Source organism: Actinokineospora fastidiosa (assembly GCF_014648415.1).
Classification (GTDB): domain Bacteria; phylum Actinomycetota; class Actinomycetes; order Mycobacteriales; family Pseudonocardiaceae; genus Actinokineospora; species Actinokineospora fastidiosa.
The window spans coordinates 481,327-496,082 of sequence record NZ_BMRB01000001.1 but is presented as its reverse complement, the minus strand read 5'-3'; the positions used below and the strand labels follow the sequence as shown (position 1 = coordinate 496,082).

At 73.0% G+C, this 14,756-nt stretch carries 15 protein-coding genes; 9 read left to right on the top strand and 6 right to left on the bottom strand.

Annotated elements, in window-relative coordinates; all coding sequences use genetic code 11:
- The first annotated feature begins 87 nt into the window (after positions 1-87).
- The 3 genes from IEY98_RS02245 to IEY98_RS02235 all read left to right on the top strand — a co-directional run bounded on the left by IEY98_RS02245 (position 88) and on the right by IEY98_RS02235 (position 2,159).
- Positions 88-330 (top strand): hypothetical protein, encoded by a 243-nt coding sequence (locus IEY98_RS02245; RefSeq protein ID WP_229786485.1) that lies wholly within the window; start codon positions 88-90, stop codon positions 328-330.
- Positions 331-396: 66 nt separating this feature from the next.
- Complete coding sequence (locus IEY98_RS02240; protein WP_189208598.1) at positions 397-1,278, top strand: helix-turn-helix transcriptional regulator; 882 nt, start codon at positions 397-399, stop codon at positions 1,276-1,278.
- Between the two features lie 62 nt (positions 1,279-1,340).
- Positions 1,341-2,159 carry a dioxygenase family protein gene (locus tag IEY98_RS02235; protein ID WP_189208597.1) on the top strand — a complete coding sequence of 273 codons (819 nt, stop codon included), beginning with the start codon at positions 1,341-1,343 and terminating at the stop codon, positions 2,157-2,159.
- A 153-nt stretch (positions 2,160-2,312) separates the two neighbouring features.
- Here IEY98_RS02235 and sepH read toward each other — a convergent pair whose 3' ends face one another.
- The 4 genes from sepH to IEY98_RS02215 all read right to left on the bottom strand — a co-directional run bounded on the left by sepH (position 2,313) and on the right by IEY98_RS02215 (position 7,432).
- A complete protein-coding gene (sepH, locus tag IEY98_RS33020; RefSeq protein ID WP_189208596.1) occupies positions 2,313-3,500 on the bottom strand; it encodes a septation protein SepH in 1,188 nt (395 codons plus the stop codon).
- A gap of 172 nt (positions 3,501-3,672) precedes the next feature.
- A complete protein-coding gene (gene serC, locus IEY98_RS02225) occupies positions 3,673-4,809 on the bottom strand; it encodes a phosphoserine transaminase (protein WP_189208595.1) in 1,137 nt (378 codons plus the stop codon).
- Between the two features lie 73 nt (positions 4,810-4,882).
- Positions 4,883-6,244, bottom strand: coding sequence for a serine hydrolase domain-containing protein (locus IEY98_RS02220; protein WP_189208594.1), 1,362 nt, complete (start codon positions 6,242-6,244; stop codon positions 4,883-4,885).
- Between the two features lie 48 nt (positions 6,245-6,292).
- On the bottom strand, positions 6,293-7,432 hold the full coding sequence (locus IEY98_RS02215) for a citrate synthase 2 (protein ID WP_189208593.1): 1,140 nt from the start codon (positions 7,430-7,432) through the stop codon (positions 6,293-6,295).
- A 281-nt stretch (positions 7,433-7,713) separates the two neighbouring features.
- Between IEY98_RS02215 and pdxH the strand changes: the two genes are divergently transcribed.
- Entirely contained in the window at positions 7,714-8,385 is a 672-nt protein-coding gene (gene pdxH, locus IEY98_RS02210) for a pyridoxamine 5'-phosphate oxidase (RefSeq protein ID WP_189208592.1), read from the top strand.
- Positions 8,386-8,428: 43 nt separating this feature from the next.
- On the top strand, positions 8,429-9,703 hold the full coding sequence (locus IEY98_RS02205) for an MFS transporter (protein WP_258905724.1): 1,275 nt from the start codon (positions 8,429-8,431) through the stop codon (positions 9,701-9,703).
- On the opposite strand, the gene IEY98_RS02200 is transcribed toward IEY98_RS02205, so the two are convergent.
- Positions 9,700-10,053, bottom strand: a complete 354-nt coding sequence (locus tag IEY98_RS02200; RefSeq protein ID WP_229786484.1) for an ArsR/SmtB family transcription factor — start codon at positions 10,051-10,053, stop codon at positions 9,700-9,702. The genes IEY98_RS02205 and IEY98_RS02200 overlap by 4 nt on opposite strands.
- 23 nt (positions 10,054-10,076) lie before the next feature.
- On the opposite strand from IEY98_RS02200, the gene IEY98_RS02195 reads away from it, so the two are divergent.
- From IEY98_RS02195 to IEY98_RS02180, 4 genes are all read left to right on the top strand, one after another.
- The gene (locus IEY98_RS02195) at positions 10,077-11,033 is read left to right on the top strand and encodes a cation diffusion facilitator family transporter (RefSeq protein WP_229786482.1); all 957 of its coding nucleotides are present in this window, start codon (positions 10,077-10,079) and stop codon (positions 11,031-11,033) included.
- 70 nt (positions 11,034-11,103) lie between these two features.
- Positions 11,104-11,979 carry an aldose 1-epimerase family protein gene (locus tag IEY98_RS02190; RefSeq protein ID WP_229786480.1) on the top strand — a complete coding sequence of 292 codons (876 nt, stop codon included), beginning with the start codon at positions 11,104-11,106 and terminating at the stop codon, positions 11,977-11,979.
- 10 nt (positions 11,980-11,989) lie between these two features.
- Entirely contained in the window at positions 11,990-13,198 is a 1,209-nt protein-coding gene (locus IEY98_RS02185) for an amidohydrolase (RefSeq protein ID WP_189208589.1), read from the top strand.
- An 86-nt stretch (positions 13,199-13,284) separates the two neighbouring features.
- Complete coding sequence (locus tag IEY98_RS02180) at positions 13,285-13,536, top strand: hypothetical protein (protein WP_189208588.1); 252 nt, start codon at positions 13,285-13,287, stop codon at positions 13,534-13,536.
- A 1-nt stretch (position 13,537) separates the two neighbouring features.
- Here the strand turns inward: IEY98_RS02180 and IEY98_RS02175 are convergent, their stop codons facing one another.
- Positions 13,538-14,683, bottom strand: a complete 1,146-nt coding sequence (locus IEY98_RS02175; protein WP_189208587.1) for an acyl-CoA dehydrogenase family protein — start codon at positions 14,681-14,683, stop codon at positions 13,538-13,540.
- Positions 14,684-14,756: the final 73 nt, after the last annotated feature.

Here is a 14,756-nt window from a genome sequence, read left to right as displayed (position 1 = left end):
TGGTCGCGTGCGTCGTCATCCGAGTTTCCGACCTGCACCGCGCTGGAGGTCAAGTGCTCCACTGTGGACAGGGGTTACCCTTGGGGCATGACGCGACCGGAGCCGGTGCGGTTCCTGCGCACCGAACCGACCATGGCCTTCCCGCAGGGGCGCCTGCTGGCACTGCGGGCCGCCCGTCTGCACGTGCTGGCCCCCGACGGCTGGGACAGGCTCGGCAGGGGCAGGCCCGCGGGCGCCGAGTGGGTGACCCGCGAGGAGGCCGAGGACTGGCTGGAGCACGAGGGCTGGGACATCGCCCTGCTCGACGCCGTGCCGCCCGCCGAGAGCTGATCACATCGCGTTCCCAAGACGCCGGGCCCGTGCCATCGTGGATTGGTCTGGACCTTGGGAGGGATGATGCGCGGAACCACGGTGCCGCAGGGAACGCCCTGTCAGGCGCGACGCGAGGGCGTGCTGCCCATGCACCGGCTGGAGGTGTCCGGCGACCTGCCGTTCGCCATCGGCACGTTCGACTCCATCGGCCCGATGTCGCGCGCGGACTTCCCGCACCGGCACACCTTCCACGAGATCGTGCTCGTCACCAGCGGGCGGGGCGCGCACGTGGTCGACCTGGCCCGCTGGGAGCTGCGGCCCCCGCACCTGTGCGTCATCGCCCCCGGCCAGGTGCACCACTGGGACGCGCGCGGCCTCGACGGCCACGTCGTGCTGTTCACCGACGACTTCCTGCTCGACCACCCCGCCGACCGGGGCGTGCTGCGCGCCCTCAGCGGCAGGCCGTGGCTGGACGCCCCCGACGACGCCGTCCGGCTCATCGCCGAGATGCACGCCGAGTACCAGGCGGGGGCCGAGGGCTCGGACACGGTGCTGCGCTCCCTGCTGCACGTGCTGGTGGTGCGCGCCGCCCGGGCCGCCAGGGTGGCCCCGCCCGCCCGCACCGGCTCGGTCGCCGAGGAGTTCGCCCGGCTGCGCGCGGGCTCGCAGCTGTGGTCCGTGCGCGCCTACGCCGAGCGCATCGGCGTGACGCCGGGGCACCTGACGCAGGCGGTGAAGGCCGCGACCGGGCGACCGGCGTCGGAACTGGTCCGCGAGACCCGCGTCCACGAGGCGAAGCGGCTGCTCGCCCGCACCGACCTCACCGTGCGGCAGGTCGCCGCCCGGGTCGGGTTCGGCGACCCGGCGTACTTCTGCCGGTTCTTCCGCCGCGAGACCGGATGCAGCCCCGGTGACTTCCGACGTGGGAACGGCACCCACGGTTTTCACCACGACCAGCCGGGTTAGTCCATCGTCGCGCCCTGGCCGGGTTCGTAGTTTCGGGAGCAAGTCCCGAACAAGGAGTCGGAATGGAAGACCGCAATCTCAGCCGCAAGACGGTGCTGCGCGCCGCCCTGGCCGCGGGCGTCGCCGTGCCAGCGGCGTTCGTCGCGGCCCCCGCGCTGGCCCGTACCCTGCCGGACGGCGCGACCCCCGAACCCACCCCGATGTGCGACGACGGCGACGACCCGACGCCGCCGCAGATGGAGGGTCCCTACTTCAAGCCGAACTCGCCCAGGCGCAACTCGATGGTCAGCGACGGCGCGGGCACCCGGCTCACCGTCAGCGGCTACGTCTTCGGCCTGGCCTGCCAGCCGATCGCCAACGTCCTCCTGGACTTCTGGCAGGCCGACAACGCGGGCGCGTACGACAACGTCACCTACCGCTTCCGCGGCCACCAGTTCACCGACGCCAACGGCGCCTTCCACCTGACCACGATCGTGCCGGGCCTCTACCCGGGGCGCACGCGGCACATCCACGTGAAGGCGCAGGCGCCGGGCAGGCCGATCCTGACCACGCAGCTGTACTTCCCGGGCGAGCCGCGCAACAACACGGACTCGCTGTTCGACCCCCGGCTGCTGATGAACGTCCGCAACGCGGGCGGCGGGCGGGAGGCGACGTTCGACTTCGTCCTGAACGTCCAGCAGACGCCGACCACGGGCCCGACGACCAGGCCCACGACCACGACGTCGAACCCGCCCGGCGGCGGCACGTGGGCGGTGGGCACGGCGTACTCCGCAGGCGCCCGGGTCACCTACGGCGGCAGCGGCTACGTGTGCCTCCAGGCCCACACCGCCCAGCCCGGCTGGGAGCCCCCGAACGTCCCCGCCCTCTGGCGCGTGGGCTGACATTCAGATGATCAGACCATATGACGTCATCATCCCGATGATGACGTCATATGGTCACGACATCTGGATGTTGCGAGCATCCGGATGACGCGAACGGCGCGGTTGGGATGATGTCGTCATCCCAACCGCGCCGGTGTCGTCGGTGCGGTGTCGTCAGCCGCGGTTGGAGCGGGTGCCGAGCAGGACGTCCTCCCACGAGGGGACGATCGGGCGGTTCTTCTTGCCCTTGGCCCGGCGCGGGGGCTCGGCCTTGCGCGCGGGCTCGTCGATCAGCGCGGTCTGGTCGGCCGCGGCGGGGTCGACCGGGGCCGTCAGCTCGAAGTCCTCGACGAAGTCCTGGTGCTCGCGGGCCGCCGGGTCGATCCCGTCCGGCTCGACCGCTGCGGACTCGGCCACGGACGCCGCGGACTCCTGCGCGGCGGGCTCGGCCGCCTCGGGCTCGCCTGCCAGCGGCTCGGCCGGGTACGCCTCACGCGCGGCAGGGGCGCGCACCGGCGCCTCGGGCCGGACCACGGGGGCCACCGGGGGCTCCGGCCGCATCACCGGGGCGACCGGCGCCTCCGGCCGGGTCACCGGGGCGACCGGCGGCTCCGACCGGGTCACCGGGGCCACCGGCAGGTCGCTGACCTCGATCGACGCGGCTTCGATGGACGCCGCCTCGATCGCCGCGGGCTCCGGGCGTGGCGGCAGCAGCGCAGGGTCGATGTTCAGCGCCGCCTGGGCCAGTTCCGTCACCGGCCGCACCGTGCGCAGCGGACGGGCGGGCTGGGGGTCCAGCAGGTCGTGGGCGTGCTCGTCCAGCGGCTGGACCGTGCCGCCGTGGGCGCCGGGGTGGAACGCCCAGTGGGCGCGGTTGACCGACCGGCCCGCCTGCCAGCACAGCTGCACGATCCACTTGCCGTCCTCGCCGCGCCAGGAGTCCCACACCGCCGCCGTGTAGTCCTGGCCGCGGAGGGTGAAGGCGTGCAGGCAGATCTCACCCAGGGTCTGCAGGTCGGGCCCGTCCTCGCGGACCGGGTGGGCGCGCTGGGCCAGCTCAGCGGTGCGCGAGCGCTCCAGCAGCACGGGGTAGGCGAACCGCTCGACCTTGGCGGTGGGGATGTCCGCTGCCTCGGCGACCTGTTCGACGGACTCGCCCGCGCGGATGCGGGCCTGGATCTCGCGAGGACGCATCTGGCTCTCCAGCTCGATCTCGATCTGGCCGAGTCGGGTGACGTCCCCGCGGGCCGCCGCTCGCAGCCGCTCGTCGGCCGGGAGCGTGAAGCGCTCACCGCGCGCCGGGTCCTCGCAGATGACGGTCTTGCCGCCATCGGCGAGTCCGACGACCCGCAGCGCGCGCATCGCGACCCTCCCGTACGACGTGAGCAGACATCACTCGTCAGCGTCCCACGGTAAATCGGCGAAGTGCCCTGACGCGCTAGGCGCGCCGCGATCCCCGTGACATCCTCTTGTGATCTTGCCGTATCCGCCGCCCCGCCCGCACCCCCTAATGGGGGCACGGGCAGGGGGAATATCAAGCGACGCGCTCGACGACCCAGTCGATCGCCCGGGTGAGGGTGGTCACATCGGCGGGCTCGACGGCCGGGAACATGGCCACCCGCAGCTGGTTGCGGCCGAGCTTGCGGTAGGGCTCGACGTCGACGACGCCGTTCGCCCGCAGCACCTTGGCCACGGTCGCGGCGTCCACCGAGTCGGCGAAGTCGATGGTGCCCACGACCTGCGAGCGGTGCGCGGGGTCGGCCACGTACGGCGAGGTGTACTCGGTCTTCTCGGCCCAGCCGTACAGCCGGTCGGACGAGTCCTTGGTCCGGGCGACGGTCCACTCCAGGCCGCCCTGCGCCAGCATCCAGTCGATCTGCTCGGCCAGCAGGAACAGCGTCGACACCGCGGGGGTGTTGTACGTCTGGTCCTTGAGGGAGTTGTCCAGCGCGACGGGCAGCGACAGGAACTCCGGCACCCACCGGTCCGACGCGCCGATCTCGGCGACGCGCTCCAGCGCGGCCGGGCTCATCAGCGCCAGCCACAGCCCGCCGTCGGAGGCGAAGCACTTCTGCGGGGCGAAGTAGTAGACGTCGAAGTCCTCGGCCTTCACCGGCAGCCCGCCCGCGCCCGAGGTGGCGTCGACGGCCACGAGCGCGCCGTCGGAGCCCGCGGGCCGCGAGACCGGGACGGCCACGCCGGTCGAGGTCTCGTTGTGCGCCCAGCCGACCAGGTCGGCGCCCTCGGCGTAGGTGATCGCCGGGGCGCTTCCCGGGTCGGCGGAGACCACGATCGGGTCGGCCAGGAACGGCGCGCCCTTGGCGACCTTGGCGAACTTCGCGGAGAACTCGCCGTAGGTGAAGTGCTGGGACCGCTCGCGCACCAGGCCGAACGCCGCGGCGTCCCAGAAGGCGGTGGTGCCGCCGTTGCCGAGGACGACCTCGTAGCCCTCCGGCAGCGAGAACAGCTCGCGCAGGCCCGCGCGCACCCGGCCGACCAGGGACTTCACCGGCTTCTGCCGGTGCGAGGTGCCCAGCAGCCGCGCGCCCTCCGAGGCCAACGCCGCCACCTGCTCGGGGCGGACCTTGGACGGTCCGCAGCCGAAGCGGCCGTCGGACGGGCGCAGCTCGGCGGGCAGCTCCAGGGTGCTCGGGTCGGCGGTCTGGGTCATCGTGGCGCCTTTCGCATGCGATGTACTGGTCACCCCGGCGACGTTGGCGGCGGCGGTGACCAGTCTCGCACCTCTAGCTGATGCCCGACCGCCAGCCCTTCTCGTCCACCCCGCCGGGGATGGCGTCCGGCGTCCCGTACGGCTCCCGGGTGAAGATGAAGGTCGCCAGGTCGAAGTGCGACGGCGCGCCCTCGGCGTCGCGGTGCAGTTCCAGCGTCTCGCCCGCGTAGTAGCCGTCCAGGCCCGTCCACCTGTCGGGACCGGCCGGGCGGAACCGCGACTGGCGGCCCCGGCCGGTCACCGGCGCGAGGTTGAGCCAGCGGTCGGGGAGCAGCTTGAGCACGTACGGCGTCGGGCCCCAGTGCCAGAGGCCGGTCAGCGCCAGCAGCGCGGGGTCGTGGTCGGCCATCGGCGACCACTCGGCGGGCAGCGCGGGCTCGTGCTGCTCGATGATGTTGATCAGGTCGAGGGCCACGGTGCTGACCGCGACGCCCGAGGTGGAGTTGGCGGTGACGAACGCGCCGGTCCCGGTGCGCTCGTCGGCCAGGACCATCGCCAGGAAGCCGGGCATCGACCCGCCGTGCCCGGCCAGCCGCCGCCCGCCGACGCGCAGGACCTGCAGGCCGAGGCCGTAGCCGGCGGTCCACTCGTCGGCGTCGTCGACGTGCGCGGGCTCGCGCATCTCGGCGACGGTGTCCGGGTGCAGCACGCCGCCGCTGTCGCCCGCGATCAGGCGGGTCCACCTGGCCAGGTCGTTCGGCGTGGACCAGAGCTGGCCCGCTGGCGCCATCGCCACCGCGTCCGGGGTCGGCTCGGGCAGCAGCACGTCGGCGAACGGGTGCACGGCCCAGCCCGGCGCGGCGGGGGCCTGCGGCATCGGGGTCGTGCGGGTCATCTCCAGCGGCCGCAGGATCTCCGCCTCCAGCGCCTCCAGCCAGGAGCACCCGCGCACCCGGGCCACGAGCTCGCCGAGCACGCCGTATCCCACGTTCGTGTAGTGGAACCGCGCGCCGGAGCGGTGCCGCAGCGCGTTCTCGGCCAGGCTCTGCTCCAGCGACCGCCAGTCGGCCCCCGGCGCCCGCTCCCACCACGCCCCCGGCGACTCCGAGGTCAGGCCCGCCGTGTGCGCGAGCAGCTGGGCGATGGTGACCTCGCCGAACGACGTGCCGGGCACGTGCTTGTCGAGCGGGTCGTTGAGGTCGAGCCTGCCCTCGTCGCGCAGCCGCATGACCAGCACCGCCACGAAGGTCTTGGTGATCGACCCGATCCGGTACTGCGTGTCGGCCGACGGGGCCAGCCCGTCGACCTTCCCGCGCGCGCCGAACCAGGCAAGCCCGCCGTCGCGCACGACACCGGCGGTGACGGAGGGCGCGCGGCTCTCGGCCTGCTCGACCGCGACGCGGCGCAGCAGGGCGTGTTCAGTGGTCTGCAGCATGGGAGGAATTGTCGGTCATAAAGCAATCCGATAAGACCGACGGCCTTTCTATGAAAGCGGGGTGACGGCGGCCCAGCCGTCGACCTGGTCCGGGGTGCGCGGGCCGGGGCCGACGTAGGACGCGGCTGGGCGGACGAGCCTGCCCGTGCGCTTCTGCTCCATGATGTGCGCGCACCAGCCCGCCGTGCGGGCGCAGGTGAACATCGCGGGCATCATGTGCGGCGGAACCTCGGCGAAGTCCAGGATCACCGCGGCCCAGAACTCCACATTGGTCTCGATGGCCCGGTCGGGGCGGCGCTCGCGCAGTTCGGCGAGGGCGGCCTGCTCCAGCGCGGCGGCCACCTCGTAGCGGCGCGCGCCGAGTTCCTGGCAGGTGCGGCGCAGCACGCGGGCGCGCGGGTCCTCGGCCCGGTACACCCGGTGCCCGAAGCCCATCAGCCGCTCGCCGCGGTCGAGGATGCCGCGCACGACCGCGCGGGCGTCGCCGGTGCGCTCGACGGCGTCGATCATCGGCAGCACGCGCGCGGGCGCGCCGCCGTGCAGCGGGCCGGACATCGCGCCGATCGCGCCGGACAGCGACGCGGCGACGTCGGCTCCGGTCGAGGCGATCACGCGGGCGGTGAAGGTGGAGGCGTTGAGGCCGTGCTCGGCGGCGGACACCCAGTAGGCGTCGACGGCCTTCACGTGGGCGGGGTCGGGCTCGCCGCGCCATCGGGTCATGAAGCGCTCGGTGATGGTGCGGCACTGGTCGACCCGCCGCTGCGGCACCGCGGGCTGGTGGATGCCGCGCGCGGACTGCGCCACATAGGACAGGGCCATGACCGACGCGCGGGCGAGCTGGTCGCGGGCCTCGTCGTCGGTGATGTCCAGCAGCGGCTGGTAGCCCCAGATCGGGGCCAGCATGGCCAGGCCGGCCTGGACGTCCACCCGGACGTCGCCGGAGTGGACCGGGATGGGGAACGGCTCGGCGGGCGGGAGGCCGGAGCCGAAGCGGCCGTCGACCAGCAGCGCCCACACGTCACCGAACGTGACGCGGCCCGCGAGGTCCTCGATGTCCACTCCGCGGTAGCGCAGCGCGCCGCCGTCGCGGTCGGGTTCGGCGATCTCCGTGCGGAAGGCGATCACGCCCTCCAGCCCCGGACGGAAGCCGTCGTCCGCTTTGGGTTCGGTGTGCACCGCACTGTGCATGGGTCCGCCTTTCGCGCCAAGCCCCGACTGTGCTCGCGCGGTTCCCGCCCATACCAGGGTCGCCGAAGGCGGCTCCGCACGGCTGCCGAACACCTTGCTCCCCGCGCGTGAGGTTAGCAATCGTTCACGCAGGTGTCTTCGGTCACGATCCAGTGGAACGATCCAGCTCCCCCCGGTCGGGGGAGGTGGGCGGTGTCACCGTCTGGGCGGTTTCCGTTCACCTGGAATACCCGTACCGTCGGCCGCACGTGTGGTGACCCCCCACCTGGATGGAGAAGCCGATGGCGGACGGCCCTGACGTAGCGGACATCACGCTGGAACTGCCGAGCATGCGCGTCTCGTACGAGACCGGAGCGCTGAGCGAGGCCGAGCTCGCCGACACCTGGCACGAGCAGTTGCAGCTCTGGCTGGACGAGGCCAAGCGGGCCGGGCTGGCCGAGCCGAACGCGATGGTGCTCGCCACCGCGGGCGCCGATGGGATGCCGTCGTCACGGACCGTGCTCGCCAAGGGCCTCGACGCCCGGGGTCTGGTCTTCTTCACCAACTACACCTCCGCCAAGAGCCACGACCTGATGGCGGCGCGCTACGCATCGGCGACGTTCCCCTGGTACGGCCTGCACCGCCAGGCGACCGTGCGCGGGACCGTCGAGAAGGTCAGCGCCGCGGAGACCGCCGCCTACTGGGCCAAGCGCCCGCGCGGCTCGCAGCTGGGCGCCTGGGCGTCGCCGCAGTCGATCGTGGTCAGCGGCCGCCCCGCGCTGGAGGCCGCGCTGGCCAATGTGGAGCGCCGCTTCGCCGACGCCGAGACCGTGCCGGTGCCGCCGCACTGGGGCGGCTGGCGCATCCAGCCCGAGGTCGTCGAGTTCTGGCAGGGCCGCCGCGACCGCATGCACGACCGGCTGCGCTTCAAGCTGACCCGCGACGGCTGGAAGGTCGAGCGGCTCGGGCCCTAAATCACAGGCGGACAGGTCGTTAGCTGACCTAAGCTAACGACCTGTGACCCTGAAAGAGCGCCCGCGCGGTTTCCTCGGCAGGGCGCTGATCGATACGCGCCCGCTGCGCATCCGGGACTACCGCAGGCTGTGGATGTCCACCGCGATCACCGCGGTGGGCAGCCAGCTCACCGCCGTCGCGGTGCCCAAGCAGATCTACGACCTCACCGGGTCCTCGGCGTGGGTCGGGCTCACCGGCGCGGTCGGGCTCGTGCCGCTGCTGGTGTTCGGCCTCTGGGGCGGGGCCATCGCCGACGCGTTCGACCGGCGGCGGGTGCTCATCATCAGCAACACCGGCGTCGCGGTGACCTCGGGCCTGTTCTGGCTGCAGGCGTTCGTGGGCATGGACTCGGTGTGGGTCGTGCTCGCGCTGCTGGGGCTGCAACAGGCGTTCGTCGCGGTCAACATGCCCACGCGCAGCGCCGCCGTGGCGCGGCTGGTCCCGCCGGAGCTGCTGCCGCCCGCGAACGCGCTGAGCTTCACCACGTTCACCTTCGGCATGGTGTTCGGCCCGTTGGCCGCTGGCGCGCTGATCCCGCTGCTCGGACTGTCCACTTTGTACTTGATCGACAGCGTCGCGCTCGTGCTGGCGCTGGTCATGGTCTGCCTGCTGCCGCCGATCGAGCCGGGCGAGGGCGCGTCGCGGCGGGCGGGGCTGCGCGACATCGCCGATGGCTTCCGCTACCTCAGCGCGCGCAAGCTGCTGCTGGTCAGCTTCCTGGTCGACGTCATCGCGATGGTCGCGGGCATGCCCCGCGCGCTGTTCCCGGAGATGGCCGAGCGGGTCTTCGGCGACCCGCCCGGCGGCGGGCTGGCGCTGGGCTGGCTGTTCGCCGCGATCCCGCTGGGCTCGGCGCTGTTCGGCCTGTTCTCCGGCTGGTTCTCCCGGCTGACCCGGCAGGGCGCGGTGATCACGGTCGCGATCATCGCGTGGGGGCTGTCGGTCGCCGCGTTCGGACTGACGTCCTCGCTGTGGCTCGCCGCGGTGTTCCTCGCCCTGGGCGGCGGCGCGGACCTGATCAGCGCCGTGCACCGCAGCTCGATGCTGCAGACCGAGGCCACCGACGAGATGCGCGGGCGCATGCAGGGCGTGTTCACCGTGGTCGTCGCGGGCGGCCCGCGCATCGCCGACCTGCTGCACGGCTGGGGCGGCGCGGCAGTCGGCCCGGCGCTCGCGGCGACCGCGGGCGGCGTGCTCACCGTGGTGCTGACCGTGGTGGCGGTGGCGGCCGTGCCCTCGTTCTGGCGGTACCGGTTCGACCCGGAGAAGGTCGCCTAGTCGTCGTCGGGCAGGCCGGAGGTCTCGTGGTCGGCCCGGAACAGGGCCTCGTCGAGCAGCCTGCGCAGGTGCGAGCCGCGGGCGCGGTAGAACACCCTGCGCCCCTCCTTGCGGGTCGCGACGAGCCCGGCGAGCCGCAGCTTGGTCAGGTGCTGGCTGGCGCTGGTCGGCCCGACCCCGGCCAGGTCGGCCAGCGTCGTGACGTCCCGCTCGCCGCCGTCGCGCAGCGCCCACAGGATGCGCAGCCGGGTCGCGTCCGACAGCATCGCGAACACGCCCACCGCCGTGTCCACCTGGTCGTCGGTGGGCTCGCCGGTCCGCGCGTGGTGGTCCCTCGATGCCGAGTGCACAACACCTTCACAATCGACTAGATATGCAGGTATCGTCCCTGCCCATGGGGCATGGCCACGGGCACGGACACGGGCATGGGCACGATCGCACCGATCCGGCCCTGGAGACCAGTCGGCGCGGCATGCGGGCGCTGAAGGTCTCCTTCGCCGTGCTGCTGGCCACGGCGCTGGCGCAGGCGGCGCTGGTGGTCGTCACCGACTCGGTCGCCCTGCTCGGCGACACCCTCCACAACCTCGCCGACGCGCTGACGGCGCTGCCGCTCGCGGTCGCGTTCCTGCTGGGCAGGCGGGCCGCGACCAAGCGCTTCACCTACGGCCTCGGCCGCGCGGAGGACCTCGCCGGGCTGGTCGTGGTCGGCCTGATCGCCGCGTCCGCCGTCGCCGCGGGCTACCAGGCGGTGGCGCGCGTCCTGGACCCGCGCCCGGTCGAGCACCTGCCGCTGCTGGCCCTGGCCGGGGTCGTCGGCTTCCTCGGCAACGAGTGGGTCGCCCGCTATCGCATCCGGATCGGGCGGGAGATCGGCTCGGCCGCGCTGGTCGCCGACGGCCTGCACGCCCGCACCGACGGGTTCACCAGCCTTGCCGTGGTCGGCGCGGCGCTCGGCGCGTGGCTGGGCATCCCGTACGCGGACCCGGTCATCGGCATGGGCATGGCCGTGCTCATCGCGATGGTGCTGCGCGAGGCCGCCCGCGAGGTGTTCGCCCGCCTCCTCGACGGCGTCGACCCGGCCATGGTGGAGCGCGCCGAGGTCGCCCTGGCCACCGCGCCGGGCGTGCGCGGCGTGGACTCCGTCCGGCTGCGGTGGGTCGGGCACCGCCAGTTCGCCGAGGCCGTGATCGTCACCGACGACGACGCCACCCTGGTGGCCGCGCACGCGATCGCCGTCACCGCCGAGCATCGTCTCCGCGACGCGCTCCCGCGCCTGGACGGGGTGACCCTGCACGTCGATCCGCTCTCCTGCGCCGGGCCGCACCGTTAACCCGAAAAGGTTGCGCTGCCTGGGAAAACCGGACGTGATCACCGTAATGTGTCGGCACATGGACGCACCCATGGGCGAGCAGCTTGTGATCACCCGCGACGACGCGCGGGCCGTCGTCACCACCCGAGGCGCGACGCTGCGGGAGTTCTCCGTCGCGGGGGTCGGCTACACCGAGACGTTCCCCGAGGACGCGACGCCGCCGCTGGGGTCGGGGTCGGTGCTGGTGCCCTGGCCCAACCGGGTCGCGGGCGCGCGGTGGCGCAGCGGTGAGCTGGAGGTCACCGAGCCCGCCCGGGGCAACGCGATCCACGGCCTGGTGCGGCACGAGGAGTGGACCGTCGTCGAGCACACGGCGTCGTCGGTGCGGCTGGAGGTGGCGGTGGGGGAGCGGCCCGGCTGGCCGTACCCGTTCCGCACGGCGATCACGTACGCGTTGGACGAGCGCGGGTTGCGCGTCACGCACGACGTGGTCAACACCGGGACCGAGACCATGCCGTTCGGGGTGGGCACGCACCCGTACCCCCGGCCGGGCAAGGCCGACGCCGACACGTGCGTGCTCAAGCTCGCCGCCACCACCCACCTGCCGCTGGACCCCGAGCGCATGGTGCCGGTGAACGGCCAGGAGCCGATCGACCCCGCCCTGGCCGAGGGCGCCGAGCTGCGGACGCTGCGGCTCGACGACGCGTTCGGCGGCTGCGTGCCCGACGCGGACGGCGTCGTCCGCCACTGGCTGCGCGGCGACGACGGCGGCGTGCTGGTCTGGGCCGAGCCGGTGTTCGGCTGGGTGCAGGTGTTCACCCCGCCGGAGTTCCCCGGCGCGGACGGCCGCGCGGTGGCCGTCGAGCCGATGACCTGCCCGCCGGACGCGCTCAACTCCGGCGTGGACCTGATCGAGATCGGGCCGGGGGACACCTGGACCGGGACCTGGGGTATTTCGCCTTGCTAAGGTTCTGGGTGTGACGATCGCAGTAACTGGTGGATATGTGGTCCCCGTGGTCGGCGAGCCGATCGACGGGGGAACGGTGCTGATCGACGACGGCAAAATCGTCGCGGTCGGCGCGGACGTCGAGATCCCCGAGGGCGCGACCATCGTCGACGCGGCGGGGAAGTGGGTGCTGCCCGGCTTCGTCGAGGCGCACGGCCACCTCGGCGTGCACGAGGAGGCCGAGGGCTGGGCGGGGCAGGACACCAACGAGATGACCGACCCGGTCACCGCCAAGGTGCGTGCCCTCGACGCGGTCAACCCGGCCGACGAGGGCTTCCGGGACGCGCTCGCTGGCGGGGTGACGACCTGTGTCGTCAAGCCCGGCTCGGGCAACGTCATCGGCGGGCACACCGTGGCGCTCAAGACCTGGGGCCGCACCGTGGACGACATGCTGATCCGCGACGCGGTCAGCATGAAGAGCGCCCTCGGCGAGAACCCCAAGCGCGTCTACGGCGAGAAGAAGACCATGCCGTCGACCCGCCTCGGCGTGGCCGCGGTCATCCGCGAGCAGCTGACCAAGGCGCAGGACTACATCGCCCGGCGCGCGCACGCCGCCGAGGAGGGCAAGCCCTTCGAGCGCGACCTGACGATGGAGGCGCTGGCCGCCGTGCTGGAGGGCACCACGCCCTGGTGCCAGCACGCCCACCGCGCCGACGACATCGCCACCGCGATGCGCCTGGCCGACGAGTTCGGCTACAAGCTCGTCCTCAACCACGGCACCGAGGGCCACCTGCTGGCGGACACCATCGCCGAGCGGGGCATCCCGGTGATCATCGGCCCGCTGTTCACCACCCGGTCGAAGGTCGAGCTGCGCAACCGCCACCTGCGCAACCCCGGCATCCTCGCCCGCGCTGGCGTGAAGATCGCGATCACCACCGACGCGCCGGTCATCCCCATCGACTTCCTGGTCCACCAGGTGACGCTTGCGGTCAAGGAGGGCCTGGACCCGGCCGAGGGGCTGCGCTCCATCACGGTGAACCCGGCGGAGATCCTGGGCCTGGACGACCGGGTCGGCGCGCTGGCCCCCGGCCTGGACGCCGACGTGGTCGTGTGGTCGGGCGACCCGCTCGACGTCATGAGCCGCGCCCTGCGCGTCTTCGTCGGCGGCCGCGAGGTCTACACCTACGACGAGGCCGCCGGCCGCGGCGTCACGGTGGACCCGTACTACCGGGAGGGCTGAGCCGAGACCGCCCGCCCGGTGGCCGCACCGGGCGGGCGTCGTCGTTCCGGGCCAATCCGGCCCCCTCGCTTGTCACAATGCCGCCCATGGCCGACGAGACCGCCCCCCAGATCCCGCTGCACTCCGCGTACGCGGGGGGCACGCCGCCGGAGACCGTGCGCCACTGGGAGGCGCGGATCCGCTCGGCGGAGTCCATCGAGGCCGCCCAGCTGCAGGTGGGCTACCTGCAGCTGGTGCAGCTGCGGATGATCAAGCTGATCCTGGTCTGGGCGCTCGTCGTCGTCCCGATCATCGTGGCCGCGGTGTTCCTCATCAACCACAGCCTGTCGGGGTCGTAGCTCAGGCGGTCTTCAGCTCCCGGGCGATGACGACGCGCTGGATCTGGTTGGTGCCCTCGAAGATCTGCGGCACCTTCGCCTCGCGCATGTAGCGCTCCACCGGGAAGTCGCGGGTGAAGCCCGCGCCGCCGAGGACCTGGACGGCGTCGGTGGTCACCTTCATCGCCGCGTCCGTCGCCACCAGCTTGGCGATCGAGGCCTGGCGGACGAACGGCAGTCCTCGGTCGCGCCGCCGCGCGGCCTCCAGGTACGTCGCCCGCGCCGACTCCACGGCCGCGGCCATGTCGGCGAGCAGGAACTCCATGCCCTGGAAGTCGATGATCGCCCTGCCGAACTGCCTGCGCCCCTTGGCGTAGGCCACGGCCTCGTCCAGCGCGGCCTGCGCCAGGCCGACCGCGCACGCGGCGATGCCGAGCCGTCCGGAGTTGAGCGAGGTCAGGGCGATCTTGAGGCCCTCGCCCTCGGCGCCGAGCAGCCGGTCGGCAGGCACCCGGGCGCCCTCGAAAAGCATCTGGGCCGTCGTCGAGCCGGTCAGGCCCATCTTGCGCTCGGGCGGGGCCGCCGAGAGGCCGGGGGTGTCGGCGGGGACCAGCAGGCAGCTGATTCCCTTCGCGCCGGTGTCGGCCGTGCGGACCATCGTGGTGTAGAAGTCCGCCTCGCCGCCGTGGGTGATCCACGCCTTGGTGCCGTTCACGACGTAGTCGTCGCCGTCGCGGGTCGCGCGGGTGGACAGGGCGGCCGCGTCGGAGCCCGCGTGCGACTCCGACAGGGCGTAGGCGCCCAGGAGGTCGCCGCCGAGCATGTCCGGCAGGAAGCGGTCGCGCTGCTCGTCGGTGCCGTGCCCGGCCAGGGCGTAGCAGGACATCGTGTGCACCGACAGGCCGACGCCGACCGACATCCACGCGGTGGCGATCTCCTCCAGGACCTGCAGGTACACCTCGTAGGGCAGCGCCGCGCCGCCCCAGCGCTCCGGGTACGGCAGGCCCAGCAGGCCGCTGCGGCCGAGCAGGCGGAACTGCTCGCGCGGGAAGCGACCGGCCTCCTCGTGCTCCGCGGCGATCGGCGCCAGTTCGTCCCGCGCGATCTCGCGGGTCAGCTTGAGCAGGTCCTCGGCCTCGGTGGAGGGGAGCAGACGCTCGGCGGGCACGGCGGTCCTCCGATCGGGAGATACGGAAAGCAGTACGCTAGGACGCTCCAGAGTACCGTGAGACGCTGATCAG

What these genes read in the sequence shown, in the direction of transcription:
- IEY98_RS02180 (WP_189208588.1), top strand. Translation starts at nt 13,285, where the DNA reads ATGGCCGACGAGACCGCCCCCCAGATCCCGCTGCACTCCGCGTACGCG.
- IEY98_RS02235 (WP_189208597.1), top strand. Translation starts at nt 1,341, where the DNA reads ATGGAAGACCGCAATCTCAGCCGCAAGACGGTGCTGCGCGCCGCCCTG.
- IEY98_RS02190 (WP_229786480.1), top strand. Translation starts at nt 11,104, where the DNA reads ATGGGCGAGCAGCTTGTGATCACCCGCGACGACGCGCGGGCCGTCGTC.
- sepH (WP_189208596.1), bottom strand. Translation starts at nt 3,500, where the DNA reads ATGCGCGCGCTGCGGGTCGTCGGACTCGCCGATGGCGGCAAGACCGTC.
- IEY98_RS02245 (WP_229786485.1), top strand. Translation starts at nt 88, where the DNA reads ATGACGCGACCGGAGCCGGTGCGGTTCCTGCGCACCGAACCGACCATG.
- IEY98_RS02215 (WP_189208593.1), bottom strand. Translation starts at nt 7,432, where the DNA reads ATGCACAGTGCGGTGCACACCGAACCCAAAGCGGACGACGGCTTCCGT.
- serC (WP_189208595.1), bottom strand. Translation starts at nt 4,809, where the DNA reads ATGACCCAGACCGCCGACCCGAGCACCCTGGAGCTGCCCGCCGAGCTG.
- IEY98_RS02240 (WP_189208598.1), top strand. Translation starts at nt 397, where the DNA reads ATGCGCGGAACCACGGTGCCGCAGGGAACGCCCTGTCAGGCGCGACGC.
- pdxH (WP_189208592.1), top strand. Translation starts at nt 7,714, where the DNA reads ATGGCGGACGGCCCTGACGTAGCGGACATCACGCTGGAACTGCCGAGC.
- IEY98_RS02195 (WP_229786482.1), top strand. Translation starts at nt 10,077, where the DNA reads ATGCAGGTATCGTCCCTGCCCATGGGGCATGGCCACGGGCACGGACAC.
- IEY98_RS02220 (WP_189208594.1), bottom strand. Translation starts at nt 6,244, where the DNA reads ATGCTGCAGACCACTGAACACGCCCTGCTGCGCCGCGTCGCGGTCGAG.